Annotated in this window: 21 protein-coding genes; 10 read left to right on the forward strand and 11 right to left on the reverse strand. The window is 69.1% G+C overall.

Annotated features, from left to right (window positions below; all coding sequences use genetic code 11):
* Positions 1 to 16: 16 nt before the first annotated feature.
* Entirely contained in the window at positions 17 to 1,624 is a 1,608-nt protein-coding gene (locus tag ABD164_RS03705) for a carboxyl transferase domain-containing protein (protein WP_344293568.1), read from the reverse strand.
* A gap of 105 nt (positions 1,625 to 1,729) precedes the next feature.
* On the opposite strand from ABD164_RS03705, the gene ABD164_RS03710 reads away from it, so the two are divergent.
* Together ABD164_RS03710 and ABD164_RS03715 are read left to right on the forward strand one after the other, a co-directional pair.
* A complete protein-coding gene (locus ABD164_RS03710; RefSeq protein ID WP_344293569.1) occupies positions 1,730 to 2,359 on the forward strand; it encodes a TetR/AcrR family transcriptional regulator in 630 nt (209 codons plus the stop codon).
* Positions 2,338 to 2,820, forward strand: coding sequence for a GNAT family N-acetyltransferase (locus ABD164_RS03715; RefSeq protein WP_344293571.1), 483 nt, complete (start codon positions 2,338 to 2,340; stop codon positions 2,818 to 2,820). The genes ABD164_RS03710 and ABD164_RS03715 overlap by 22 nt, the downstream gene beginning before the upstream one ends.
* A gap of 20 nt (positions 2,821 to 2,840) precedes the next feature.
* On the opposite strand, the gene ABD164_RS03720 is transcribed toward ABD164_RS03715, so the two are convergent.
* The 4 genes from ABD164_RS03720 to pdhA form a co-directional block, all read right to left on the reverse strand.
* Positions 2,841 to 3,155 (reverse strand): 4a-hydroxytetrahydrobiopterin dehydratase, encoded by a 315-nt coding sequence (locus ABD164_RS03720; RefSeq protein WP_344293573.1) that lies wholly within the window; start codon positions 3,153 to 3,155, stop codon positions 2,841 to 2,843.
* 246 nt (positions 3,156 to 3,401) lie between these two features.
* Positions 3,402 to 4,868, reverse strand: a complete 1,467-nt coding sequence (locus tag ABD164_RS03725) for a dihydrolipoamide acetyltransferase family protein (protein ID WP_425545906.1) — start codon at positions 4,866 to 4,868, stop codon at positions 3,402 to 3,404.
* 5 nt (positions 4,869 to 4,873) lie between these two features.
* Positions 4,874 to 5,884 (reverse strand): alpha-ketoacid dehydrogenase subunit beta, encoded by a 1,011-nt coding sequence (locus tag ABD164_RS03730; protein WP_344293577.1) that lies wholly within the window; start codon positions 5,882 to 5,884, stop codon positions 4,874 to 4,876.
* Positions 5,881 to 7,032, reverse strand: a complete 1,152-nt coding sequence (gene pdhA, locus ABD164_RS03735; RefSeq protein ID WP_344293579.1) for a pyruvate dehydrogenase (acetyl-transferring) E1 component subunit alpha — start codon at positions 7,030 to 7,032, stop codon at positions 5,881 to 5,883. Before pdhA ends, ABD164_RS03730 begins: the two co-directional genes overlap by 4 nt.
* 165 nt (positions 7,033 to 7,197) lie before the next feature.
* Between pdhA and ABD164_RS03740 the strand changes: the two genes are divergently transcribed.
* Together ABD164_RS03740 and ABD164_RS03745 are read left to right on the forward strand one after the other, a co-directional pair.
* The gene (locus ABD164_RS03740; RefSeq protein WP_344293581.1) at positions 7,198 to 7,662 is read left to right on the forward strand and encodes an Lrp/AsnC family transcriptional regulator; all 465 of its coding nucleotides are present in this window, start codon (positions 7,198 to 7,200) and stop codon (positions 7,660 to 7,662) included.
* Positions 7,663 to 7,747: 85 nt separating this feature from the next.
* Entirely contained in the window at positions 7,748 to 10,345 is a 2,598-nt protein-coding gene (locus ABD164_RS03745) for an ATP-binding protein (RefSeq protein ID WP_344293583.1), read from the forward strand.
* A gap of 25 nt (positions 10,346 to 10,370) precedes the next feature.
* Here ABD164_RS03745 and ABD164_RS03750 read toward each other — a convergent pair whose 3' ends face one another.
* Positions 10,371 to 11,204: a methyltransferase domain-containing protein gene (locus ABD164_RS03750; RefSeq protein ID WP_344293585.1), complete on the reverse strand. Its 834-nt coding sequence runs from the start codon at positions 11,202 to 11,204 to the stop codon at positions 10,371 to 10,373.
* Between the two features lie 266 nt (positions 11,205 to 11,470).
* Between ABD164_RS03750 and ABD164_RS03755 the strand changes: the two genes are divergently transcribed.
* From ABD164_RS03755 to ABD164_RS03765, 3 genes are all read left to right on the forward strand, one after another.
* Positions 11,471 to 12,034, forward strand: a complete 564-nt coding sequence (locus tag ABD164_RS03755; RefSeq protein WP_344293587.1) for an OsmC family protein — start codon at positions 11,471 to 11,473, stop codon at positions 12,032 to 12,034.
* A 91-nt stretch (positions 12,035 to 12,125) separates the two neighbouring features.
* Positions 12,126 to 12,788, forward strand: a complete 663-nt coding sequence (locus tag ABD164_RS03760; RefSeq protein ID WP_344293590.1) for an ArsR/SmtB family transcription factor — start codon at positions 12,126 to 12,128, stop codon at positions 12,786 to 12,788.
* Complete coding sequence (locus ABD164_RS03765) at positions 12,785 to 12,997, forward strand: hypothetical protein (protein WP_344293592.1); 213 nt, start codon at positions 12,785 to 12,787, stop codon at positions 12,995 to 12,997. The genes ABD164_RS03760 and ABD164_RS03765 overlap by 4 nt, the downstream gene beginning before the upstream one ends.
* 98 nt (positions 12,998 to 13,095) lie before the next feature.
* On the opposite strand, the gene ABD164_RS03770 is transcribed toward ABD164_RS03765, so the two are convergent.
* On the reverse strand, positions 13,096 to 15,384 hold the full coding sequence (locus tag ABD164_RS03770; protein ID WP_344293594.1) for a polyribonucleotide nucleotidyltransferase: 2,289 nt from the start codon (positions 15,382 to 15,384) through the stop codon (positions 13,096 to 13,098).
* 342 nt (positions 15,385 to 15,726) lie between these two features.
* Between ABD164_RS03770 and ABD164_RS03775 the strand changes: the two genes are divergently transcribed.
* Both ABD164_RS03775 and ABD164_RS03780 read left to right on the forward strand, forming a co-directional pair.
* A complete protein-coding gene (locus ABD164_RS03775; protein WP_344293596.1) occupies positions 15,727 to 15,918 on the forward strand; it encodes a DUF5302 domain-containing protein in 192 nt (63 codons plus the stop codon).
* Positions 15,919 to 16,073: 155 nt separating this feature from the next.
* Complete coding sequence (locus tag ABD164_RS03780) at positions 16,074 to 16,277, forward strand: dodecin family protein (protein WP_344293598.1); 204 nt, start codon at positions 16,074 to 16,076, stop codon at positions 16,275 to 16,277.
* A gap of 69 nt (positions 16,278 to 16,346) precedes the next feature.
* Here ABD164_RS03780 and ABD164_RS03785 read toward each other — a convergent pair whose 3' ends face one another.
* Entirely contained in the window at positions 16,347 to 16,835 is a 489-nt protein-coding gene (locus ABD164_RS03785; RefSeq protein ID WP_344293600.1) for a hypothetical protein, read from the reverse strand.
* Between the two features lie 259 nt (positions 16,836 to 17,094).
* On the opposite strand from ABD164_RS03785, the gene ABD164_RS03790 reads away from it, so the two are divergent.
* Complete coding sequence (locus ABD164_RS03790; RefSeq protein WP_344293602.1) at positions 17,095 to 20,994, forward strand: DUF3376 domain-containing protein; 3,900 nt, start codon at positions 17,095 to 17,097, stop codon at positions 20,992 to 20,994.
* A gap of 87 nt (positions 20,995 to 21,081) precedes the next feature.
* Here ABD164_RS03790 and ABD164_RS03795 read toward each other — a convergent pair whose 3' ends face one another.
* The 3 genes from ABD164_RS03795 to ABD164_RS03805 all read right to left on the reverse strand — a co-directional run bounded on the left by ABD164_RS03795 (position 21,082) and on the right by ABD164_RS03805 (position 24,680).
* Positions 21,082 to 21,711, reverse strand: coding sequence for an FMN reductase (locus tag ABD164_RS03795; protein WP_344293604.1), 630 nt, complete (start codon positions 21,709 to 21,711; stop codon positions 21,082 to 21,084).
* Positions 21,708 to 22,946, reverse strand: a complete 1,239-nt coding sequence (locus tag ABD164_RS03800) for an LLM class flavin-dependent oxidoreductase (RefSeq protein WP_344293606.1) — start codon at positions 22,944 to 22,946, stop codon at positions 21,708 to 21,710. Before ABD164_RS03800 ends, ABD164_RS03795 begins: the two co-directional genes overlap by 4 nt.
* 153 nt (positions 22,947 to 23,099) lie before the next feature.
* Positions 23,100 to 24,680 carry a M28 family metallopeptidase gene (locus tag ABD164_RS03805; RefSeq protein ID WP_344293608.1) on the reverse strand — a complete coding sequence of 527 codons (1,581 nt, stop codon included), beginning with the start codon at positions 24,678 to 24,680 and terminating at the stop codon, positions 23,100 to 23,102.
* Between the last annotated feature and the right edge of the window lie 65 nt (positions 24,681 to 24,745).

Consider the following 24,745-nt stretch of genomic DNA (forward strand, 5'->3'; position numbering starts at 1 on the left):
GTCGCGACTCAGGCCACTACATGCGGAACAGGCCGAACGCCGGTTCGGGCAGCGGCGTGCGGCTCGCGAGCTCGAGCGCCAGCGCGAGCACGGTGCGCGTGTCGGCAGGGTCGATGATGCCGTCGTCCCAGAGCCGCGCGGTCGAGTGGTACGGGCTGCCCTGATCGTCGTACTGGGCACGGATCGGCTGCTTGAACGCCTGCTCGGCCTCGTCCGACCACTGCTCCCCCTTGATCGCGAGCTGGTCGCGCTTGACGGTCGCGAGCACCGATGCCGCCTGTTCGCCGCCCATGACCGAGATGCGGGCGTTGGGCCACATCCACAGGAACCGTGGCGAGTACGCCCGCCCGCACATCGAGTAGTTGCCGGCGCCGAACGACCCGCCGATGACGACGGTGAACTTCGGCACCCGCGTCGTGGCGACCGCGGTGACCATCTTGGCGCCGTGCTTGGCGATGCCGCCCGCTTCGGCATCGCGGCCGACCATGAAGCCCGAGATGTTCTGCAGGAACACGAGTGGGATGCCGCGCTGGTCGCACAACTCGATGAAGTGCGCGCCCTTCATCGCCGATTCGCTGAACAGCACGCCGTTGTTCGCGACGATGCCGACGGGGTGCCCGTCGATGTGGGCGAAGCCCGTGACGAGCGTGTCGCCGTAGTCGGGCTTGAACTCGGAGAACTCACTGCCGTCGACGAGCCGCGCGATGACCTCGTGCACGTCGTAGGGCTGCTGCACGTCGACGGGCACGACGGCCGTGAGGTCGGCGGGGTCGACGGCCGGCGGGCGCGGCTCGCGCACGGCCCACGCGCGGGGCGCGGGCTCGGGCAGGGTCGCGACCATGTCGCGCACGAGCTCGAGGGCGTGCTCGTCGTCGTCGGCGAGATGGTCGGTGACGCCCGAAACCCGCGAGTGCAGCTCGCCGCCGCCGAGCTCTTCGGGGGTGACGACCTCGCCGATCGCCGCCTTCACGAGGGGCGGGCCGCCGAGGAAGATCGTGCCCTGATTGCGCACGATCACGGATTCATCGCTCATCGCGGGCACGTAGGCGCCGCCCGCCGTGCACGAGCCGAGCACCGCCGCGAGCTGCGGGATGCGCATCGACGAGAGCTGGGCCTGGTTGAAGAAGATGCGGCCGAAGTGCTCGCGGTCGGGGAACACCTCGTCTTGCAGCGGCAGGAACGCGCCACCCGAGTCGACGAGGTAGACGCACGGCAACCGCTGCTCCTTCGCGACCTCCTGCGCGCGCAGGTGCTTCTTGACGGTCATCGGGTAGTAGGTGCCGCCCTTGACGGTGGCGTCGTTGCAGACGACCATGACCGCGCGCCCGTGCACGAGGCCGACGCCCGTGATGATGCCGGCGCCCGGTGAGTCGCCGCCATAGAGTCCTTCGGCGGCGAGCGGGGCGATCTCGAGGAACGGGCTGCCCTCGTCGAGCAGGCGCGCGACCCGGTCGCGGGGCAGCAGCTTGCCGCGTGCGACGTGGCGGTCGCGGGATGCCTCGGGCCCGCCGAGCGCTACGGCGGCGAGCCTGGCGCGCAGTTCGGCGACGAGTTCGGCGTGGCCGGCCTGATTCGCCTGTGCCACCCCGCTCGTGGGATCGAGGTTCGAGTGGAGGATGGACATCTGCCCCGCCTGTCTGCGTCGACGGCGCGCCCCACTTGTGGTCGGCGCGTCATTTCGGTTAGTGTTCACTAACTCGATTCCCGATGTTAGCGAGCAATAACCGACATGGCAAGCGCACTCAACGCCGACGACGCCGGCGGCGTCCCGACGCTCACCGAGCGCGGGCGCCAGAAGGCCGACCGTCGCGCGGCGATCCTCGAGTCCGCTGCGACGCTGTTCGCCGAGCGGGGCTACGCGGGCGTCACGATCGAAGACCTCGGCGCAGCGGCCGGCGTGTCGGGGCCTGCGGTCTACCGGCACTTCCCCGGCAAGTCGGCGGTGCTCGCCGCGATCCTCTCCGACGCCAGCTCCACCCTGCTCGGCGGCGCAGAGCGCGTCATCGGCACGGCCCCCGACGCGGCATCCGCGCTTCGCTCGCTCATCTCATTCCACGTCGACTTCGCCCTCGCCGAAGCCGACGTCATCCTCGTGCAGGATCGCGAGCTCGAACAGCTCGACGCCGGCACGAGGCACGACGTGCGGCTCATGCAGCGCCAGTACGTCGAGCACTGGGTCGACACCCTCTCGCGACTGCGGCCCGATCGGGCCGAAGAGGAGCTCAGGGTCCGGGCACACGCCGCCTTCGGACTGCTGAACTCCACTCCGCACAGCGCCCGCATCCCAGGGCGCAGACCCGCCGACGGCACCGTCCGCGGCATCCTGGAGGAGATGGCATGGGCAAGCCTCATGTCGTGACCCTGCGCGCGACCCGCGCGGGCGATCTCGACGCACTGTTCCTGATCGAACAAGACGACGTGGCGGTGCACATGGCCGCGTTCACGCCGCCCGATCCCACGGATCGCGCCATGTTCGACGCCCACTGGCACCGGCTGCTGTCCGACGCGGGCGTCGACGCCCGCACCATCAGGGCCGACGGCGACATCGTGGGCAGCGTGGCCCGCTGGGTCGACGAGGGAGCCGCCGAGATCACCTACTGGGTCGACCGCGCGCACTGGGGCGAGGGCATCGCGACCCGCGCCATGCAGCTCTTCCTCGAAGCGCATGCCGAGCGGCCCGTGCGGGCACGGGTAGCGGCCGACAACGTCGCATCGATCGCCGTGCTCGAGAAGCTCGGCTTCACGCAGGTCGGCACCGAGGTGAGCTTCGCCAACGCGCGCGGCACCGACATCGAGGAGCGCATCTACACGCTCGCGTGATGGGGTCGGTCGACGCGCGGTCAGTTGCCGGGCGTGGCGCCCTGCGCGGCGGCGAGCGCGTCGATGCGGCGAGCGAGGTCGACGTCGCGCGACGTCACGCCGCCGACGTCGTGCGAGCTCAGCTCGAACGCGATGCGGCCCCAGCCGAGCTGCACGTCGGGGTGGTGATTCATTGCGTCGGCGACGGCGGCGACCTCGTCGAGCAGTTCGACCGCGCTCGCGAAGTCGTCGGTGCGATAGGCGCCGTCGAGTCGGCCGCCGGTGTGCACGAACACGGTGCCCGCCAGTTCGTCGGCGGTCTCGGCCGGGGTGAGGATGCGCCGGGGGTCGTTCATACCGCCATCATCCTCCCGACCGCGCCGCGCCGAAAGGGCGCCGGTGCCGGTTCGCCGCGCGCGCCGGATCGCGTGGGCCCACGTCGGGTCGCCATCGCGTGGGCCCGCGTCGGTCGCAATCGCGTGGGCCCACGTCGGGTCGCCATCGCGTGGGCCGAAGTCGGTCGCAATCGAGTGGGCACTCGTCGGTCGAAGACCAGTCGATTCCGGCCGACGGGTGCCCACTCGATGTGCGGCGCGCCCGCGTCAGGCCATTGTCAGGGCGATGCCCGGCTCACGCAGGATCGCGCCGATGTCGGCGAGGAACCGCGAGCCCTGCGCACCGTCGACCAGGCGATGGTCGAACGACAGGCTCAGGGTCATCAGCTCGCGCAGCGCGATCTCGCCGTCGTGTTCCCACGGCTGGCGTCGCACCGCACCCATGGCGAGGATCGCCGCCTCACCGGGATTGAGGATCGGAGTGCCCGCGTCGATGCCGAACACGCCGATGTTCGTGATCGAGATCGTGCCCCCCGCGAGGTCGACCGGTTGCGTGCGGCCGGCACGAGCCGTGTCGGCGAGCGCGGTGATCGCGTCGGCGAGCTCGACGAGGGTCATCGACTCGGCGCCCTTGATGTTCGGCACGACGAGCCCGCGCTCGGTCGCCGCGGCGATGCCGAGGTTCACGCCGCTGAACTGTACGATCTCCTGCGACTCCTCCTCCCATCGGGCGTTCACCTCGGGAGTGCGGCGCGCGGCGATGCACAGCGCCTTCGCGACGACGGCGAGGGGCGTGACCTTGTGCCCGGCGAAGGCACGGTCGTCGCGGATGCCGCGCAGCAACTGCATGGTTGCCGTGACGTCGACCGTGAGGAACTCGGTGACGTGCGGCGCGGTGAACGCGCTGCGCACCATGGCGGCGGCCGTGTGCTTGCGCACGCCGCGGATCGGGATTCGCGTCTCTGCTGGCAGCTGCGGGCCGGCGAGGTGCGCCAGAGGCGTCATGTCGGCCGGACGGGATGACGCGGATGCGCCGGAATCGACCAGGTCGGCGGGCGATGAAACGGATGCCGCTGCCTCGACATCTTCGCGGGTGATGAGCCCGCGCTCGCCCGTGCCGGTCACGGTCTCGAGCTCGACGCCGAGATCGCGGGCCAGCTTGCGCACCGGCGGAGTCGAGCGGGGTCGCTCGACGAGAGGTTCGACCTCGGTGACCGTGGCATCGTGGGCGGCGACGTCGGCCGGTGCGGGCGCCGCCGAGGCTGTGGCCACCGGCGTCGACGCCAGGCCGGCGCGGGCGCGACGCTTCGGCCCGGTCTCGGCTGCGGCGCCGTAGCCGACGAGGTTCGGCCCGGGCGCAGCGTCGGCCGCACGTGCCGAGGACTCGGCCGGTGCCGAGGACGCGGCCGGCGCCGGCACGGCATCGACTGCTGCTGATGCCGAGGGCTCGGCCTCCGCCGCGGGTGCGGCAGCGACATCCGACTCGCCGCCCGGCTCGCCGGTGTCGCACGAGAACAGCGGCGCGCCGACGTCGATCGTCTCGCCTTCGGCGGCGTGCAGCGCGGTGATGACACCGGCGTACGGCGACGGCAGCTCGACGACGGCCTTGGCGGTCTCGACGTCGGCGATGATCTGGTTGAGCTCGACGCGGTCGCCGACGGCGACGCGCCAGGCGACGATCTCGCTCTCGGTGAGGCCTTCACCGAGGTCGGGCAGGGGGAAGTCGCGGATCATCGTGCTCATGCCTCCACCTCGCTCAGCGAGTTCGGGCGCCCCATCACGCGATCGACCCCGTCGAGGATTCGGTCGAGATCAGGCAGGTGATGGCGCTCGAGCTTCGCGGGCGGATAGGGAATGTCGTGGCCGGTGACGCGCACCGGCGCTGCCTCGAGGTACTCGAAGCAGCGCTCGGTGATCGACGCGGCGATCTCGGCGCCGACGCCGCCCTGCTGGCCGGCCTCGTGCGTGACGACGAGCCGCCCGGTGCGGCGCACGGATGCCGCGACCGTCGCGTAGTCGACCGGCGCGAGCGAGCGCAGGTCGATGACCTCGATCGAGATGCCGTCTTCGGCGGCGGCCACCGCCGCGTCGCGTGCGGTCTGCACGAGTCCGCCGTATGTGACCAGGGTCACGTCGCGGCCCGTGGTCACTGTCGTGGCCACGCCCATCGGCGGCGCGTCGGCAAGGCTCGCGGTCTCGTCGACCTCACCCTTGACGTGGTAACGGCGCTTGGGCTCGAAGAAGAGCACGGGATCGTCGCTCGCGATCGCCTGGCGCACCATCATGTACGCGTCGGCGGGGTTCGAGCACGCGACGACGCGCAGCCCTGCGGTGTGCGCGAAGTACGCCTCGGGCGACTCGGAGTGGTGCTCGGCCGCACCGATGCCGCCGCCGAAGGGCACGCGGATCGTGATGGGCATGCGCACGTTGCCGCGCGAGCGGTAGTGCAGCTTGGCCACCTGGGCGACGATCTGGTCGAAGCCCGGGTAGATGAAGCCGTCGAACTGGATCTCGATGACCGGGCGGAACCCCCGGTAGGCGAGCCCGACGGCCGAGCCGACGATGCCGGCCTCGGACAGCGGGGTGTCGACGACGCGGTTGGCACCGAACTCGGCCTTCAGCCCGTCGGTGACACGGAACACGCCGCCGAGCGTGCCGATGTCCTCTCCCATGAGCACGACCTTCTCGTCGTCGGCGAGGGCGCGCCGAAGGCCCGCGTTGAGTGCTTTCGCGAGGGTCAGGGTCGTCATCGGGCGGTTCCTTCGGTGCGGTCGGATGCCCCGGCACCCGGCTCGTCGAACATCGCGAGGTAGCGCGTGTAGTGGTCGCGCTGACGCGCGAGGTGCGTGTTCGGCTCGACGTACACGTTGTCGAAGACCGTCAGCGGCTCGGGATCGGCGAGCGTCGTGATGGCCGCGCGCAACTCGGCGGCCGCGCGGTCGGCGTCGGCGGCGACCTCGCGCTCGAGCCCGGCGGAGTCGACCCCCGATGCCTCGAGCAAAGCGAGCACGCGCGCGAGCGGGTCGCGCTCGCGCCATTCGGCGATCTCGTCGTCGGAGCGGTAGCGCTTGGGGTCGTCGGCGGTGGTGTGCGGGCCGATGCGGTAGGTCACCGCCTCGATGAACGTGGGGCCGTCGCCACGGCGGGCGCGGTCGAGCGCGATGCGCGTGGCGGCGAGCACCGCGAGGACGTCGTTGCCGTCGACGCGGATGCCCGGCATGCCGAAGCCGTCGGCGCGGCGCGCGAGCGGCTGCTTCGACTGCAGGCCGACCGGCTCGGAGATCGCCCACTGGTTGTTCTGGCAGAAGAACACGACGGGCGCGTCGAAGCTCGCAGCGAACACGAGCGCCTCGTTCACGTCGCCCTCGCTCGTGGCGCCGTCGCCGAAGTACGCGATCGATGCGGCGTCGCTGCCCTCCCAGGCCAGCCCCATGGCGTAGCCGGTGGCGTGCAGCGCCTGCGCGCCGATGATGATCTGCGGCACGGCCATGTTGTGCTCGAACGGGTTCCACCCGGACGCAGCGGTGCCGCGCCAGACGCTGAGCATCTCGGCGGGCTGCACCCCCCGGCACCATGCGACCGCGTGCTCGCGATAGCTCGAGAACACGAAGTCGTCGTCGCGCAACGCGCGCGCCGACCCGATCTGCGCGGCCTCTTGACCGGCGAGCGGCGGCCACAGGCCGAGCTCGCCCTGACGCTGCAGTGCGGTGGCCTCGGAGTCGACCCGACGCACGATGGTCATGTCGTGGTAGAGACGCCCGATGGCCGCCAGGTCGATATCGGCGATCCACGGGTCGAACTCGGCGTTCGCGCGGCGCTCGCCAGTGGGCGTCACGAGCTGCACGAAGGGCTCGGGCCGGGTCAGGAGCCCGGTCGCGTCTCGGTCGGATGGGGTCATCGTCGATCCTCGCTTTCGGCGGTGTGCCTTCTGGGCTGCCCGCGCCCGGCGGCTCTGCCGGATACTTCAAGGGTACGTGGATGTGTCACACAGCTCAAGTAGCCTCGAGTGCGTTGAGCATGTTGCCCAATATCGATGGCCATTGCCGTGCTATCGTGTGGCGTTATGAGCGGTTACGACGCCGTCGATCGGGCCCTGCTCGCGGCCTTGGCCCACGACCCACGTGCGACCGTGGTCGCACTCGCCGAGCGTCTCGGGCTGTCGCGCAACACCGTGCAGGCGCGACTGGCCCGGCTCGAGACATCCGGCGCGTTCCTCTCGTTCGAACGCAGCATCGACCCTGCGCCGCTCGGCTACCCGCTGGAGGCCTACGTGTCGGTGCATGTGCGACAACGCGTGCTCTCCGAGGTGGTCGACGAGATCGCCCGAATCCCCGAAGTCATCCAGGCGCACGGCATCACGGGTTCGATCGACCTGCTGGTGCGGCTCGTGTGTCGCGATGCGCACGACCTGTTCCGCATCGACCGCGAGATCCTCGCGATCGACGGCGTCGAGCGCACCGAGACCTCGCTCGCCATGGGCGAGCTCATCCCCTACCGACTGCTGCCGCTGCTCGAGCGCAAGGCGTGAGCGGCGGCGCGCGTCGCGCTGCCGCGCCGGCTGCGGCCGGGCTGCGGCCGCTGCGTTTCGCGCCCGCCGCGAGTAGCGTGGTGACATGGGGGCTGTGGCGAGCCGACCGATGCTGGAGCGCGAATACGAGGTGGCCGCACTCCTCGCGGCCGCCCGCGACGGCGCGGCCGGCGCCGGGAGCGTCGTCGCCGTCTCGGGTGAGGCCGGCATCGGCAAGTCGAGGCTGATCGAGGAGCTTCGCGCGAAGTTGCCGCCCACGCATCGCCTGCTGGTCGGGTACTGCGACGATCTCGCGACCCGACGCACGCTCGGGCCGTTCCGAGATCTCGTCGGGCACGTCGGGCGGGAGCTGAGCGAGGCCATGCAGCCGGGTGTCGATCGTGGCACCGTGTTGGCTGCGCTTCAGAGCGAGCTCGCGTGGGCGCAGCGACCCACCGTGCTCGTCGTGGAGGATGTGCACTGGGCGGACGACGCGACATTGGATGCGCTGCAGTTCCTGGTTCGGAGGGTGGCCCGCCTTCCGGCGGTGCTCGTACTCACCTACCGCGACGATGAGCTCACGCGTGATCACCCGCTGCACGAGGTGCTCGCGCAGGCGTCGACCGCCGAGCGGGGGCACCATCTCGCGCTCAGGCGGCTTTCCCGCGATGCGGTTCGAGAACTCAGCCGTGACCGCCCGGTCGACGCCGACCATGTCTTCGCGGTGACCGCTGGAAACCCGTTCTTCGTGAGCGAGGTCCTTGCCGCCGAGGGCGACCGCACGGTGCCGCAGACGATCGTCGACGCGGTGCTGACCCGGCTGCGGCGGCTCGACCCGTCGGTGCGTGCCGATGTCGAACAGCTCAGCGTGGTGCCCTCGGCCCTCGAGCGATGGCTGATCGACGGGCTCGTACCGGGCGGGATCTCATCGCTGGCACCGGCCGAGGAATGCGGCGTGCTGACGGTGTCGCCCGATGCGGTCGGATTCCGGCACGAGCTGACCCGCCGCGCGATCGCCGACTCGCTGGCAGCCGCCCGGAGGATCGAGCTGAACGGGGCGGTGCTCGCAGCCCTCGTCGACCACGGCGGGGTGGATCTCGCCCGCCTCACCCACCACGCGAGTGAGGCCGGCGACGTCGATGCCATCGTCCGGTTCGGCCCCGAAGCCGCTCGAGAGGCCGCCGGAGCGGGCGCGCACCGAGAGGCCGCGGCACAATACCGGCTCGTGCTCGCGCACAACGACCGGTTCCCGCCGGGCGAACAGGTCGAACTGCTCGAGTCGTACGCGGTCGAATGCTACGTCCTCGGGGACTCGCAGATCGCCGTCGACATCGAGGAGTCCGCCGTGTCGCTGCGGCGCGCACTGGGCGATCAGGGCTCGCTCGGCTCGAGCCTGCGCTGGCTGTCGAGGATGCATTGGTGGAACGGCGACGGCCGGCACGCGGAGTCGGCCGCCCTCGAAGCCATCGAGGTCTCCGAACGCTCCGGAGATCGCCGGATGCTCGCGATGGCGCTCAGCAACCAGTCGCAGCTGTTCTCGGTGGCGTACGACTCGGTTCGCAGCATCGAGGTCGGACGGCGTGCCGCCGAGATCGCACGCGAGGCGGGCGACCACGCCGTGCTGGCCCATGCCTTGACGAACATCGGGATGTCGGAGTTGACGCTCGGCGATGCCGGCGGCCAGGCCACGCTCGATGCGGCGCTCGACGTCGCACTCTCCGCAGGCGAGACCGAGCACGCACTGCGCGCCTACATCGGGATCGCCTCTGCCCTGCTCGACGACTTCCGTCTTCCCGAGGCTCGAGAGCGGCTGGCCGCGGGGATCGAACTCGCCGACCGATCCGAGCAGGTTGCCTACCTGCGATTCCTCACCCTCGAGCGAGCCAGGCTGAACTTGCACCTGGGCGACTGGGAGGGCGTCGGACGCGACTCGGCGGTCGCGATCCAGTCGGCGCAGGCGCCGGTGCGCTGGGGCGCGCTGATGCCGCTCGGCCGGATGGGTGTTCGCCGGGGCGACCCAGGTGCGGGTCGGCTGCTCGAGGAGGCGTGGGAGCTCGCCGTCCAAATGGACGAAGTGCAGCGCCTAGGGCCGATCGCCGCCGGACGGGCCGAGGCGGCATGGCTGCGTGGAGACCTGGCAGGGATCCCCGAGTTGACGGAGCGAACGTACGCCGAAGCGCGCGAACTCGGTTCGGTCGCATATGAGGGCGAGCTCGCCTCTTGGCTGGTCAAGGCCGGCCGACCGGTGACCCCGACCCCGGGTGACCATCCATACGCGCTCCTCGCCGGCGGCCGGTGGCGCGACGCCGCCGCGGTCTGGGACGCGAGCGGCGCACGGTACGAACACGCGCTCGCGTTGATCGAGGGTGACGATCGAGAAGACCTGAGCACGGCGCTCGAGGAGTTGTACGGTATGGATGCGCGTCCGCTCGCTCGTCTCGTGAGACACCGGCTCCGAGAGCTCGGCGTCACCCGACTGCCGCGCGGGCCGTCGAAATCGACGCGCGACAACGTCGCGGGCCTCACCGAGCGGCAGTCCGAGGTGCTTCGCCTGCTCGGTCGCGGATTGACGAATGCGGAGATCGCCGACGAGCTCGTGGTCTCGAGGCGTACGGTCGAGACGCATGTCGCCGCGATCCTGACCAAGCTCGGAGTGCATACCCGCCGGGAGGCGGTGGCGCGAGCCGCCGGCCGGATTCGGTGAACCATGATCGGCGCCCGGGTCGGACTCAGCTCCTCACACTCGTCGCATGCGGATTCCGCACCGCGAGCAGGGAGATGCTCGTGACGCCCCACCTTTCGGCAGCGTCGATGGCTCTGCCGGAAAGGAAGCGGTACTGCTGGTTCTCCCGGAGCGTCTCGATCGTGAAGCCGGCGTCGACGATCGTTGCCATGTAGTCGTCCCGCTTGGCGGCGCCGCCGATGCAGCTCGCCCACAGCGAGGCATCGCAGACGACCCGCTCCGGCAGCCGGCGCTCCGACACGATGTCCGCCAATGCCAGCCGTCCACCGGGGCGCAGCACGCGCGCTGCCTCTGCGAACACCGCCAGTTTGTCGACCGCCAAGTTGATCGCGCCATTGGAGACGACGACGTCGATGCACTGATCGTCGATCTCCAGGTGCTCGATGCTCCCGAAGCGGAACTCGACCTGAGGTAGCCCGGCGTCCGCGGCGAGGCGGGCCGCCTTCGCGAACTGCTCGCGTGTCAGGTCCACGCCGAGCACCCGCCCTGCCGGCCCGACCTGTCGGCCGGCGAGCATGCTGTCCATGCCCGAGCCGCTCCCGAGGTCGAGCACGCTCTCACCCGCCCGGATGCCGGCGAGGTTGAGAGGATAGCCCACGCCGGCGAAGGATTCGATCGCGCCCGCTGGGATTGCGTCCAGCTCCTCGGGTGGGTAACCGAGCCGCTCTGCAAGCGCTCGCCCGGTCTCGAAGTGGAAGCCCTGCTCGGGGTGAATCGCCACATCCCGATACACCTGCCGGACCCGTCGTCGGAGGTCCTCGACGTCGAGGATTCCGACCCCGACGGTCAGCCCATCGGTCTGAACGTTCGTCTCACGCATGCGCGCTCCCCCTGTCGCTTCGGAACTGTCGCTTCGGTGGTATGAGGACGTTGTACGTCGATCGCGGTCCACGCGGCATCCGGAGCGACTACTGGCATTGCGATCGCTGCTACGCAGTTTCTGCGCCCATCGTGTGGTCTCCGCACGCGAACCTGAGATCTCCGCATGGAACCGCACGATCCCGGTATCGCCCACCGATGTCCGCGGCTCTGACGCCGAGGAGGCTTGCAGGCGACCGCAACCACCGCGACCGCGAGGAGGTCGAGATGTCCACCACTGAGATGTCCGCCATGAACGGGGTCGACGTCGAAGCGCTGACCCAGACCATTTCGGCAGTGCAGGATGACCCGAAGCTGGCCCAGTTCAGTTTCCGCGCCCGCAACAGGTGGCTCGGCGGCGGCCACTCGCGCACCACGATCCAGAGCTTCTGGGGTGCGGGCCAGGAGGACGCATCGCGCTCCGAGCCGTTCGTCATCGAAGGTGACGAGCCACCGGTGCTGCTCGGCGCGAACCACGCCCCGAATGCCGTCGAAGCCGTGCTGCACGCGATCGCATCGTGCCTCGCCGTCGGCGTCGCCTACAACGCGGCCGCGCTCGGCATCGAGGTGCGCAGCCTCGAGTTCGACCTCGACGGCGAGCTCGACCTGCATGGGTTCCTGGGCCTGGATCCCGACGTGCGCCCCGGCTACCAGAACGTGCGTGTGACGTACCGCATCGACACCGACGCCTCCGACGAGAACATCGCGGAACTCCTCGCACACGTCCAACGCACTTCTCCGGTGCTCGACATCGTGCGGAACCCCGTGCACGTCAGCCTCGCGAGGGCGTGATGCGAACGTCGCCGAACTGATCGAGACAGTGCAAACAACATGTTGCAAACAATTCATTGCAAATATTGCTTTGCAGCGGTATCTTTGCAACATGGATGACACGGATGCGAACGACCTCGATGCCCAGCCGAGCAGCACGCGCCACCCCGGTATCGACCACGTGCTCACGAGTGCAAGCCTGAAGAGCCTCGCGCACCCCCTGCGAGTGCGAATCTACGACGAGCTGTCGGCATACGGCCCACTCACCGCGAGCGGGCTCGCCGAGCGGCTCGGCGAGTCGAGCGGCGCCACGAGCTATCACCTGCGCCAGCTCGAGCGCGCGGGGCTCGTGCGCGAAGACGAGACCCGTGGCAAGGGTCGCGAGCGTTGGTGGGAGCGGCGCCCCGGTTCGATCGCGATCCCCGACGCCCGCAACCTGCCGCCGGGCAGTGCCGAACGTCTCGCCGTCAAGCTCGTCGAAGACGAGTGGTACCGCACGCGCGAGCAGAACTTCCGCGAGTACGTGACCGAGGGCGAGAGCGTGTTCGATGCCGCCTGGCTCGACGTAGCGACATCCGACACCATCAACCTGCGCCTCACGCCCGAGCAGTTGCACGGCCTCGTCACCGACATGGACGTCGTGCTCAAGCGGTACATCGACACCTACAAGAAATCGCCGTCGCCGGGCTCGCGCCCGGTGCAGATCCACGTCAACGCGTTCCCGCTCGTGCGCGGAGAACCCACCGACGACACCTCACTGAAGGAGCAACGATGAACACCGCACTCCTCTCACCCGGCGCCGGAATCCTCTCGGGCTGGGCGGTACGCGGCGGCCTGACCCTGGCGAGCTGGGGCCTGGCGCGCGCCGCACGCCGAACCGACCGTGACCGGCTCATGCGACACATCGAGGCACGCGCCGCCGCAGAGGCCGCCCTCGCCGAGCGCGCCGCGCTCATGAAGACCGCCGGCTACACCATGCCCTGAGCGCGACCTCGAGCCGAGACGACGAATGCCCCGCCCGAACCCGACCTTCGAAAGGCTCTGGGACCAGGACGGGGCATCCGTCGTTTCGCTACTTCGGATCAGACCTCGACGTCAGCGCCTTCGGCCGGGGCCTCGGCGTGCGTGTGCGACGTCTCGCGGCCGTTGGTGTCGGCCTCTTCGGCCAGCACCGGGGCGAGCGAGAGCTTGCCGCGGTCATCGATCTTCGTGATCTCGACGAGGATCTTCTGACCGACGCCGAGCACGTCTTCGACGTTCTCGACGCGCTTGCCGCCGGCGAGCTTGCGCACCTCACTGATGTGCAGCAGGCCGTCTTTGCCCGGAAGCAACGAGATGAACGCGCCGAAGGCGGCGATCTTCACGACGGTGCCGAGGAACTGCTCGCCGACCTCGGGGTTGGTCGGGTTGGCGATCGCGTTGACCTGCGCACGAGCGGCCTCGGCCGAGGGGCCGTCGGTCGCGCCGATGTAGACGGTGCCGTCCTCTTCGATCGAGATGTCGGCGCCGGTCTCGTCTTGGATCGCGTTGATCGTCTTGCCCTTCGGGCCGATCAGCTCGCCGATCTTGTCGACGGGGATCTGCACGCTGATCACGCGGGGCGCGGTCGGGGCCATCTCGTCGGGGCCGTCGATGGCGGCGTTCAGCACGGCGAGGATCGTCGTGCGCGCCTCTTTCGCCTGCGTCAGCGCACCGGCGAGCACCGACGCGGGGATGCCGTCGAGCTTCGTGTCGAGCTGGATGGCCGTGACGAACTCGCTCGTGCCTGCGACCTTGAAGTCCATGTCGCCGAGCGCGTCTTCGGCACCGAGGATGTCGGTGAGCGCCGCGTAGCGGGTCTCACCGTTCACGGTGTCGGAGATGAGGCCCATCGCGATGCCCGCGACGGGTGCGCGCAGCGGCACACCCGCGTTGAGCAGCGACAGGGTCGACGCGCAGACGGAGCCCATCGACGTCGACCCGTTCGAGCCGAGCGCCTCGGACACCTGGCGGATCGCGTAGGGGAACTCGTCGCGCGTGGGCAGCACCGGCACGAGCGCGCGCTCGGCGAGTGCGCCGTGCCCGATCTCGCGACGCTTCGGCGACCCGACGCGACCAGTCTCTCCGGTCGAGTAGGGCGGGAAGTTGTAGTTGTGCATGTAGCGCTTCTTCGTCACCGGAGAGAGCGAGTCGATCTGCTGCTCGAGCTTGAGCATGTTCAGCGTCGTGACACCCAGGATCTGGGTCTCGCCGCGCTGGAAGATCGCCGAGCCGTGCACGCGGGGCACGACCTGCACCTCGGCGTCGAGCGGACGGATGTCGGCGAGGCCGCGGCCGTCGATGCGCACGCCCTCTTCGAGCACGCGCGAGCGCACGACGAGCTTCGTGACCGACTTGTAGGCGGCCGACACCTCGGCATTCGCCGACTCGGGCAGCTCGCCCGACTCGACCTTGGCAGCCACGTCGGCCTTGACCCGCGTCTTGAGCGCGTCGTCGGCGTCTTGACGCGCGATCTTCTCGGCGATCTGGTAGATGCCCTTGAGCTCGTCGTACGCGGCCGCAGCGACGACGTCGTACGTCGACTGCTGGTACGGCGGGAACGTCGGGTAGTCGGCGGTCGGCTTCGCAGCGGTCTTGGCGACCTGCTGCTGCGCCTCGACGAGCTGCTTGATGAACGGCTTCGACGCCTCGATGCCCTGCGCGATGACGGCCTCGTCGGGCTTGACGGCACCGGCCTGGATGAGGTTCCACGCGTTGTCGGTGGCCTCGGCCTCGATCATCATGATCGCGACGTCCTGCGAGCCGTCGGCCTCGGTCACGACGCGACCGGCGACGACCATGCTGAACACGGCGTCTTCGAGCTGCGAGTGCTTCGGGAACGCGACCCACTGGCCGTCGATGAGCGCGACGCGCACACCGGCCACCGGGCCCGAGAACGGCAGGCCCGAGAGCTGGGTCGAGAGCGACGCGGCGTTGATGGCGAGCACGTCGTAGAGCTCGTCGGGCTCGATCGCGAGCACCGTGACGACGACCTGCACCTCGTTGCGCAGGCCCTCGACGAACGAGGGACGCAGGGGGCGGTCGATCAGACGGCAGGTGAGGATCGCCTCGGTCGAGGGGCGGCCCTCGCGGCGGAAGAACGAGCCCGGGATGCGGCCCGCGGCGTACATGCGCTCTTCGACATCGATCGTGAGCGGGAAGAAGTCGAAGTGCTCCTTCGGCTGCTTCGACACCGACGTCGCCGAGAGCAGCATGGTCTCTTCGTCGATGTAGGCGGCGGCCGAACCCTGCGCCTGCTGGGCGAGTCGTCCGGTCTCGAAGCGGATGGTACGCGTGCCGAACTTGCCATTGTCGATGACGGTTTCGGCGAACGTGATTTCAGGACCTTCCAAGAGGTCGTCTCCTTTGTTTACCGTCGCACCCCGTGCGGGCACGACTCATACAGAGGAGCAGGAACAGGCATTACGAACCGCAAGAGCTTGCGTTCACGCTGGCCACCAGTAGAAGTCCACCGATCGAGTCGGTGATCCACCACAGGGGACCAGCTTCCTGCCGGCCTGCTCCATGGGGGCGCGTTTTCAGACGAACCCCAGCGGCTGCCCATCGGGCAACCTTCACAATGTTAGCAGAGGGCGCATTTTCCGGCCGTGAACAGCGGATGTCCCGTGTGCGAGGCAGCCCGCTGAGCGGTGCAGGCACCGCACGGCACCGTCATCCATGCCAGACTCGAACCCATGACGTCCGACGAAGACCAGACGACCGGCCCGTCCGACGAGACGAAGCGAAAGTTCCGCGAGGCGCTCGACCGCAAGAACAAGGTCTCGAAGCAACGCGAGGGCGAGTCGCACCTCGACGGCAGCGGCGGGGCCCAGAACACGCACGGCCCGGTCGATCACAAGCGCGAGTTCCGCCGCAAGAGCGGCTGAGGCACGACGACCGGCACCGAGCTCTCGTCGGATGCCGTTCGCCGAGGCGTCCCCGACGGGCCGGTCCGCGGCATCCGCCTGTCAACCCTCGCGGTCAGCCGCAGAACGGGCCATGATGGGCGTGACGCACATCCGCCAGTTCGAGGAGGAACACCATGGCTTCCGTCGCACGTGTCACCACCATCACCGTTCGCTCGGAGACGAGCTTCGAAGACGCCGTCGCCGCGGGCGTCGCCCGCGCCGCCGAGACGCTGCGCCACGTCAGCGGCGCCTGGGTGAAAGAGCAGAAGGTCGAAGCTACTGACGGCAAGATCACCGGCTGGTCGGTGACGCTGGAGGTCAGTTTCGTCCTCGAATGACGCGGTTCAGCAGAGGCGGTGGAAAGGGCCTCCCAGACCTTCCCACCGTCGTTGCGTGCGCGGGTTCGATCACGGCCCGCTGAACGTGCCCTTCACCATGATGGTCGCGCCGCTCGTCAGGTCGTCGACGACGACATTCGACCAGACCACGGAGACCAGAGTCGATGTCTGACCGCCGGGGCAGTCGAGTACGGCGTCGGCGTCGGGCGGATCGAGCATCAGCGTGCCGACGAGGTTGCCGTTCTGGCCGGCCGTGAAGACGCCGCTCTCGGAGACGCTGTCATCGAAGACGGTCTTCTTCGGATCGCTCGGCACGTTGCCGCCGCCGTTGACGCACTGGTAGAGGGCTTCGAGGTCAGCGGTCGCCTGAATGGTTTCGACCGAACCCGAGGACAGGCCGGCCTCCTTGAACTCGACGACGAGTGAGACCCCGTCGATCGAGGCGCTTGTCGCGCTCTTGATGAAATGCGGGTTCCCGCCCGCGATGGCGGGGCTGGCGCCCACCAAGACGAGTCCCGCGGCGGCGGCGAGCGCCACCAAGGTTCGACGAATGGTCATGGGGTTTCCTTCCAGTCGGGTTCCAGCTCGGCCACACGACCGTTCTCGGCCCGGTGGCCCCGTGCCCCGCCCCCATGAAATGCACGGTGACTGCGGCCTCGGCCGCGTCCCGGTGTCGAGGCTACTCGGGTTCGCTGCAGCGAGGTGCCCCCATTTTGAGGGATCCTCAGTTTAAAATCCACGTGGTGGCCCTGAGGCGGCGAGGCGTCGCTCGACGTACTCTGCGGCACAGAATCTGTGCGGATGTCGGGAGGAACCGATGAGTACGGAACGTGCAGTCGCGGGCTACGTCCCACTGAGACTCCAAGACGGCGACCCGATCGGGGTGTTCCAGCCCATCGGCGAAGGCGGCCAGAACTCGGGCCTCCTCGCCGATGCATCGGCACCGCCACCCTGGCACGGCCGCACGCTGCGCGTCGCGCTCGCGATGAAGGGCGGCCTCAGCCTCGCGGTGTGGATCGGAGGCGCCATCGCCGAGCTCGACGTGCTGCGTCGTATCCGCATCTATCGCAGCGGCAAGCGTGCACGCGCGCTGTTGTACCACGTCGAGAGCGAACGCGAGAAGGACAGCGGACCCTGGGAACAACTCGTGCCACGTGCAGAGGAATACGCGCGCCTGCTCAGCTCCCACGGGTACGACCGTGTCGAGTTCGACGTACTCGCCGGAGCGAGCGCGGGCGGGTTGAACGGCGTGCTGTACGGCGTCGCGCAACGCGCGGGGGTCGGGTTCGGCAGCATCCTCGACACCTGGATCTCGGCCGGCGCTGCGTGGGGACTGCTTCAGACGGGTTCGCCCGCGCAATTCGATGCGATCGGTCGAGGCGACGGGTATTTCTGGCCAGAGGTGGCCAACGCGATCTCGACGATGATCGAGACCCGCCCCGAGACATCTCCGCTTCGCGCTGAGAACCTGGTCGTCGACCTCTCAGCGACGCTGATCGACGCGGTCGACAGCAGCGACCGCACGGCCGTCGAAGGGCGGGCGCAGTTCCGTTTCGTCGGTGACGATGCAGACGCGATCCGCGATCGGGCGATTCCGCCGGCACGCAAACACGACGTGCCCGAGGACGGCGCCGACATCGCACGGATCGCGTATGCAGCACGGAGCACGTCGTCGTTCCCGTTCGTCTTCGAGCCGGCGCTCATCTACTCGGGCTCCACGTCGCTGGCCAAGGCACCGGGATGGGAGCAGCGCCGGGACCGCACGTCGGGAATCGACGCGCCCGACATGCGAATGGTGTTCAACGCGCACCGGCCCGACGCATCGACCGAGCCGTTCCGCGTCGTCGACGGCGGCCTGCTCGACAACATCCCCATCGATCGTGCCCTCAATGCAGTTCGCAACATGCCCGCGATGGAACACACGAACCGGGCCATCGTGTACCTCGACCCATCTCCCAAGGAGGCCGCCGGCCTGTTCCGTCGGCCGACCGCATACGACGGTGCACGGCCCACGCTGCAGCGTCATGGCAGACGCTTCACGGCGGATACATCGATCGCCCGCGACGATGTCGGCTCGCGCCTGCTCGGAACCCTGAACGCCGCGATGCGCAAGCGAGGCGTGCGCGAGTCACGTGACGACGAGATCGAGGACGTCGACCTCGTTCGTGCGACCGTCTCGGTCGCGAAGGCGCGGAACGAGCTGCTCGCGGTGCGCCTCGCGGGATCGGCACTGAACGCAAAAGAGGAGCGGATCGCCGGTGAGGCGTATGCCCTCTACCGCGCGACCAGCGACTTGGAACTGCTGACGCCGCCGCTGCTGCATCCAGGCGAGTGGCTGCTCGGAACCGATCTGCGCGAACGACCCGCACTCATCGCACTGGACCGATTGGGGATCGTCTACGTCGAGGCGGCCTTCCGCGCGCTCGCCGACAGGCTGCAGGAGCGGTCGGACGGCCAGGCGAGATCGACCGCGACGGGACGGCAGGCGCTCGTGGACGCCTCGATGGCCTCACTCAGCTGGATCAGATCGATCGAGCAGACGGCGTTCCAGGAGGGCCGGCTCGACGTCCTCGATGATCGCCTCGCTACCGTGTCGACCACCCACCCCGGCCTCAGGTCACGGCGGGATCTGCGCGCCGCGCTCAACCGGGTGATGGCCCCCGCCCGCACGATGCGCGATGACGCCATACTCGACACGCTCGTGCGCATCCAGCGCCGGACCGATGGCGGCTCGCTCAATCCGACCCTCGCTGACGAACTGGTTGCGATCTGGCGCTCAGAGGACACTGCCGAGGACCACACTCGCACCCGCGCGTGGACGGAGCTCGACTGCGTCGTCGCGCGCCAGTTCGAGGTATCTACCCTCGTCGACGAGCTCGCGTCGCGACGCTGGCAGCGCACGCCGTGGTCGCGCCTGTCCGCTCCCTCGAGCGGGATGCCGGCGAGCCAACTCCCATTGCTCTTCGGGGGAAGCGGAATCCCGCAGCCGATCTCATCCGTGCGTTTCCACCGCATCGGGTCCGACATCCAGCCCGCCGCGGCGCCCGGCTACCGCAAGCTCATGGAGGACCAGCTCCTGCGGGGGTATCGAGCAGCCCTGGCCCGGCCGGTCGACGAGCTCGACTCGGTGACCGTCTCCAACCTGCTCGACGAGTCCACGCTGCGCTCGACGGCGAAACTCGCGGGCCTGCGCGCGGCCAACATCGCCGGGTTCCTCTCGCGCGACTGGCGCCGCAACGACTGGTGGTGGGGTCGACTCGATGCTGCTGCGGGCATCGTGGAGTTGATGCAGTCGTTCCCGCCTGCTCCGCAGAAGCGGCCGGCGCCCGAGGCCGGCGAGGTCACGTCGTCGGCCGCCCACGAGGATGTCGCGCTCGGAACCTCGTACATCGACCATCGGGAACCCGACGAGACGACTGCCCGTCAGGCCGAGATCCTCGCCACCGTGCACGACTCGCTGCTGCGGCAACTCGCCGTCGCACCGCAGGCACCGTTCACGCACGACGATGAGACCACCGATGACATCACCCCGTCGGCGGTGCGTGAACGATTCGTGCGGGGGTCGCAGGGGCTCGATGCGCTGTCCGATGGGTACCGGGTCGCGATCGCGGCGCGAACGGTACGCGCGATCTCGATCGCCCTTGCCCGCGGGCAGCGGATCTGGTCTCCGCGCCGATTCGCGCACTGGCTGATCCGGCCTCTGCTCGCACTCGCTCCGGTGGCGATCTCGGCACCTCGGGCGATCCTGCTCTTCTCGCTCTTCGTCTGCGGTGCGTTCACCATCTGGCCCGACATCGAGCCGCCGCCCGTCATGGGCGACAAGATGCACATCGTCGCCATCTCGGTCACAGCGCTCGTCGTCGCGCTCGTCTTCGGAAGAGTCGTCGCAGCGATGAACTCACGTCGTCAGCATGAGCGGCGCGTTCTGCGGCATACCGGCACCAAGTCATGGGTGCGTCGTGTGCGCGCGACGGCACGCCGCAACGCCCGCACCGGACAGGTCGTGTTCCTCGCCGCGACCCTCTTGGGCGGCACTGCGCTCATCTCGATCGCGGTGATGTGGGACGTCGACAACGTGCCGTACTGGGCGGCCCTGATCGTATTGCTCGCCCTCGGCGAGGCTGCGGCGCACGCCGTTCAGACAGTGCCCGCCTCGCTTGCGCGCCCGACGGCGAAACGCATCGTGCCCGTGATCACGGCCCTCATCGTCGGGGCGCTGGCGATTTGCGGCTCGTTCGCCGCCACGGTGATCGAGGTGGTCCCCTGGCTGACGTCGATCCCCCCGTTGCTGTGGTTGACCCCGCAGTGGGCACCGGTCGGTCTGCACGCCGCGGGCGCGGCGCTCATCGCCGGTGCAGTGGCGATCGTCATGCTCGCCGGATGCTTCAAACGGCGCCGACGCATCGTCGCGCCGGTCGTCTGGGTGATCGTCGCAGCAGCAGCGGCCTCGGTGGTCGTCGAGTTCACCGTGCGACCACTCTCGACGTTCGCCTGGCAGCTCGCCGATGTGCTGGTGATCGCATGGGCCGCGGGAACCGCGCTGTGGTGGGCGCCATGGTACCGCGGTCGCGCGACGCTCGCCGAGGAGGCTCCGTCGGACGCAGCGCGCGATCTCGACTGGGCGGACACACGCGTTCCCGCTCGGGCGGCACGACGACAACGCGCGTCCACCCGCCAGGGCGAGCTGCAGCCGACCCCAGCGGCCGTGCCGGCGTGACATGCAGGCTGAACATCGCGGACTGACGCTGAAGGGCACGGCGTTCGCCGTGCCCTTCAGCCGTTCGCCGTGCCCTTCAGCGCACGGCTACTCCCCCGTGAACCCGCCCACGAGGTGACCCACCGGGCGGTCGAGCGCGAACGGGTCGTTGATCAGGTCGGAGCGGTCGGTGCGCTCGACGAGCTCGGCGAACTCCTTGGCGCCGCGGAAGATGCGGTCGGGCAGCGAGCGCACGCCGTCGCCGCCGTTGCCCCAGTCGCTGGTCGCCGCGAACACGCCGGTCGTGACCGGAATGGCGTGCAGGTAGGTGAACAGGGGCCGAATGGCGTAGTCGATGGCGAGCGAGTGGCGTGACGTGCCGCCCGTCGCGCCGATCAGCACCGGCAGGTCGGTGAGCGCTTGCGGGTCGATCACGTCGATGAACGACTTGAACAGTCCGGCGTAGCTCGTGGAGAAGATCGGCGTGACGGCGATGAGGCCGTCGGCCGACGAGACGGCATCGAGCGCCTCCTCCAGCTTCGGCGGGGCGAAGCCCATGAGCATGTGATTGATGATGTCGTGCGCCAGGTCGCGTAGTTCGAAGACCTGTGCCTCGACCTCGACGCCGCGCTCGCGCAGGATCGCGACGGCGTCGGCGGTCAGGCGGTCGGCGAGCTGGCGGGTCGAGCTCGGGGTGCTGAGACCCGCCGAGATGATGACGATGCGCTTGGTGGTCATCGCACGAACTCCTTGCGCGTCGCGGCGGCGCCGAACGCCGAGCCCGACGAGTTCGACGAAGACTGTGCGGCCTCGACCGTCGACGTGTCCTGGTAGGGCGAGCCGACGGTGAGGTTGTCGCCGCGGTTGGCGTTCGGCGTGGCCTGGCGGGGCGCCCGGTCGCCGTACTTGGCCTTCACGAGCGACGCGTGGTTCGGGGCATCCGGAACGTCGGCCGGTCGGTTCTTCGCGAACTCCTTGCGCAGCACCGGCACGACTTCTTCGCCGAGCAGGTCGAGCTGCTCGAGCACGGTCTTCAGCGGCAGGCCGGCGTGGTCGACGAGCCAGAGCTGGCGCTGGTAGTCGCCGACGTAGTCGCGGAAGCCGAGCGTCTTGTCGATGACCTCCTGCGGACTGCCGACCGTGAGCGGCGTCTGCTGGGTGAAGTCCTCCATGCTCGGGCCGTGGCCGTAGACCGGGGCGTTGTCGAAGTACGGGCGGAATTCGTTGACGGCGTCTTGCGAGTTCTTGCGCATGAACACCTGGCCGCCGAGCCCGACGATCGCCTGCGCGGCGGTGCCGTGGCCGTGGTGCTCGAAGCGCTGGCGGTACAGGGCGATCATGCGCTGGGTGTGCGAAGCCGGCCAGAAGATGTGGTTGGCGAAGAAGCCGTCGCCGTAGAAGGCGGCTTGGTCTGCGATCTCGGGCGTGCGGATCGAGCCGTGCCACACGAACGGGGGCACGTCGTCGAGCGGGCGCGGCGTGGCGGTGAAGCCCTGCAGCGGCGTGCGGAACTTGCCCGACCAGTCGACGACGTCTTCGCGCCACAGGCGGTGCAGCAGTTCGTAGTTCTCGATGGCGAGCGGCAGACCCTGTCGGATGTCCTGGCCGAACCACGGGTAGACCGGGCCGGTGTTTCCGCGACCGAGCATGAGGTCGACGCGACCGTCGGATACGTGCTGCAGCATGGCGTAGTCTTCGGCGATCTTCACCGGGTCGTTCGTGGTGATCAGGGTGGTCGCGGTGGAGAGCTGCAGCTTCGAGGTCTGCCCGGCGATGTAGGCGAGCGTCGTGGTCGGCGACGACGACCAGAACGGCGGGTTGTGGTGCTCACCGAGGGCGAAGATGTCGAGCCCGACCTCTTCGGCGTGTTTCGCGATCGCCACGGTGCCCTTGATGCGCTCGTGCTCACTCGGTGTGCGCCCGGTCGTGGGGTCTTGAGTGATGTCGGTGACGGTGAAGATTCCGAACTGCATTTCGCCCTCCTGGGCCGTGAAACCTGTTCCATGCGTTTGCATGCAATTGAGAGAACGGATGCTCCTGCCGATCTATTCCCGTCGATTCTGTCGGATCGCGCACGAAGGCGGGGGTGCCGATCCGGCACCCCCGCCCGTTCATCTCACGTCGAATCAGCTGGCATGACCCGGGTCGTACCCGCCGCCAGCGCCCGTGCCCTCAGGCCCCGCGGGTGCCGGCAGGGTGAGACCACCGGGGATGCTCTTGCCGACCACGCCATTCACCGACTCCGTGGAGTAGGAGTAGGCGAGCACCGCGAGCGCGATCGCATCGACGTTGACATCGAGCGCATGTTCGTTGATGTTGTCGATCGTGTCGCACACCGCGTGGTAGCACTGGTCGTACGACTCGTCGACGACGCCGCCCCAGATGGCCTGCTGATCGGCGGTCTTCACCACTTCGGCGCCCGTGAAGAGCCCACCGGCGGGAATCCCGTTGAGGATGAAGGCCTCGTAGTCGCTACGGCCACTGAACTCGGCGTCATCATAGGGTTCGCCGACACTCGTGTAGTAGCTCTCGAAGAGGTCCTCGATCTGCACCGATCCCTCGGGAACGGTCACGGGTGCTTCGAAGCCCGACTCGTCGCCGTCGTACGCCATGAAGATGTAGTTCGGCGAGCCGACCATGTCGAAGTTCAGGTACAGCGCGATGCGGTCCTTCTCGGCTTGCGAGAGTCCGGCGACATAGGCCGCAGAACCCAGCAGGCCGTCTTCTTCGGCACCCCACCACGCGAGGCGCACGGTGTTCTCGGGCTTCACCTTCGACATCTGCTGGGCGATCTCGAGCAGCGACGCCGAGCCGCTGCCGTTGTCGTTGATGCCGGGGCCCGCCTGCACCGAGTCGAGGTGCGCGCCGGCCATCACCACGTTGTCGTCGTTCTTGCCGGGAAGCTCGGCGATGACGTTGCGCTGCGGGCGCGGGTCGGGCGCAGGAACGAAGACATGCGCCGTGGAACCTGCCTGGGACAGCGCTTCGCCCTGAGCGAAGCTCGCCCCGACCACCGGGATGCCGTGCGTGACCGGCGTGCCATCGGTGCGCGATGAGGCATCGGCGACGATCAGGCCCTCACGGTCGGGCGTGTTGCCCTGGTTGAAGATGATGACGCCGACGGCGCCGGCTTGCTCGGCGAAGAAGGCCTTGTCACCGAAGTTGCAGCTGCCGCGCTGTATCAGCGCGATGGCGCCGGCGGGGAAGCCCGCGAAGTCGGCCGCTTCACAGCCGCTCGTCGATGCACGCGGCGGGGTGAGGTTGATGTCGACCGGCACCACGTCGGCGGTCACGTCGCCGTCGCCGCTCCCACTGAACGCACCGGTCTCGTAGGTGGCTGCCGGCAGCGGCGTCAGCTGTTCGAGCACCGACGCGCCGATGAAGTCGTAGTCGAACATGTCGATCGAGACGTTCCACCCGGCGGCCTCGAGCGTGTCGACGACATAGTCGACACTGGCCTCGTAGCCGGGCAGGCCGGCAGCGCGGTTGCCGCCGTTCGCGTCGGCGATGGCTTGGAGCGCTTCGAGGTGCTCCATCGCGCCGTCGGCGTCGACGCACTCGAGCATCTTCGCGACGGTGTTGTTGGTGCGGTTCTCGCACCCGAGCTGTGGTGCGGCAGTCGCCGCACCGACCGGGATCAACGCGACGGCGAAGGCGGCGGCCGTCGCGATCGCGATCCCGCGGGATCGTGTTACAGGTGACTTCATTGTCTTCCCTCCAACTGGGGCGCCCTGTTTGGGCGCCACGGCTATGGGGGAGCCTATGGGGATCG

The sequence above is a fragment of the Agromyces neolithicus genome (assembly GCF_039529735.1).
GTDB lineage: Bacteria > Actinomycetota > Actinomycetes > Actinomycetales > Microbacteriaceae > Agromyces > Agromyces neolithicus.

Coding starts and splice junctions, on each gene's coding strand:
- ABD164_RS03705 (WP_344293568.1), bottom strand. CDS start 1,624: ATGTCCATCCTCCACTCGAACCTCGATCCCACGAGCGGGGTGGCACAG.
- ABD164_RS03710 (WP_344293569.1), top strand. CDS start 1,730: ATGGCAAGCGCACTCAACGCCGACGACGCCGGCGGCGTCCCGACGCTC.
- ABD164_RS03715 (WP_344293571.1), top strand. CDS start 2,338: ATGGGCAAGCCTCATGTCGTGACCCTGCGCGCGACCCGCGCGGGCGAT.
- ABD164_RS03720 (WP_344293573.1), bottom strand. CDS start 3,155: ATGAACGACCCCCGGCGCATCCTCACCCCGGCCGAGACCGCCGACGAA.
- ABD164_RS03725 (WP_425545906.1), bottom strand. CDS start 4,868: ATGATCCGCGACTTCCCCCTGCCCGACCTCGGTGAAGGCCTCACCGAG.
- ABD164_RS03730 (WP_344293577.1), bottom strand. CDS start 5,884: ATGACGACCCTGACCCTCGCGAAAGCACTCAACGCGGGCCTTCGGCGC.
- pdhA (WP_344293579.1), bottom strand. CDS start 7,032: ATGACCCCATCCGACCGAGACGCGACCGGGCTCCTGACCCGGCCCGAG.
- ABD164_RS03740 (WP_344293581.1), top strand. CDS start 7,198: ATGAGCGGTTACGACGCCGTCGATCGGGCCCTGCTCGCGGCCTTGGCC.
- ABD164_RS03745 (WP_344293583.1), top strand. CDS start 7,748: ATGGGGGCTGTGGCGAGCCGACCGATGCTGGAGCGCGAATACGAGGTG.
- ABD164_RS03750 (WP_344293585.1), bottom strand. CDS start 11,204: ATGCGTGAGACGAACGTTCAGACCGATGGGCTGACCGTCGGGGTCGGA.
- ABD164_RS03755 (WP_344293587.1), top strand. CDS start 11,471: ATGTCCACCACTGAGATGTCCGCCATGAACGGGGTCGACGTCGAAGCG.
- ABD164_RS03760 (WP_344293590.1), top strand. CDS start 12,126: ATGGATGACACGGATGCGAACGACCTCGATGCCCAGCCGAGCAGCACG.
- ABD164_RS03765 (WP_344293592.1), top strand. CDS start 12,785: ATGAACACCGCACTCCTCTCACCCGGCGCCGGAATCCTCTCGGGCTGG.
- ABD164_RS03775 (WP_344293596.1), top strand. CDS start 15,727: ATGACGTCCGACGAAGACCAGACGACCGGCCCGTCCGACGAGACGAAG.
- ABD164_RS03780 (WP_344293598.1), top strand. CDS start 16,074: ATGGCTTCCGTCGCACGTGTCACCACCATCACCGTTCGCTCGGAGACG.
- ABD164_RS03785 (WP_344293600.1), bottom strand. CDS start 16,835: ATGACCATTCGTCGAACCTTGGTGGCGCTCGCCGCCGCCGCGGGACTC.
- ABD164_RS03790 (WP_344293602.1), top strand. CDS start 17,095: ATGAGTACGGAACGTGCAGTCGCGGGCTACGTCCCACTGAGACTCCAA.
- ABD164_RS03795 (WP_344293604.1), bottom strand. CDS start 21,711: ATGACCACCAAGCGCATCGTCATCATCTCGGCGGGTCTCAGCACCCCG.
- ABD164_RS03800 (WP_344293606.1), bottom strand. CDS start 22,946: ATGCAGTTCGGAATCTTCACCGTCACCGACATCACTCAAGACCCCACG.
- ABD164_RS03805 (WP_344293608.1), bottom strand. CDS start 24,680: ATGAAGTCACCTGTAACACGATCCCGCGGGATCGCGATCGCGACGGCC.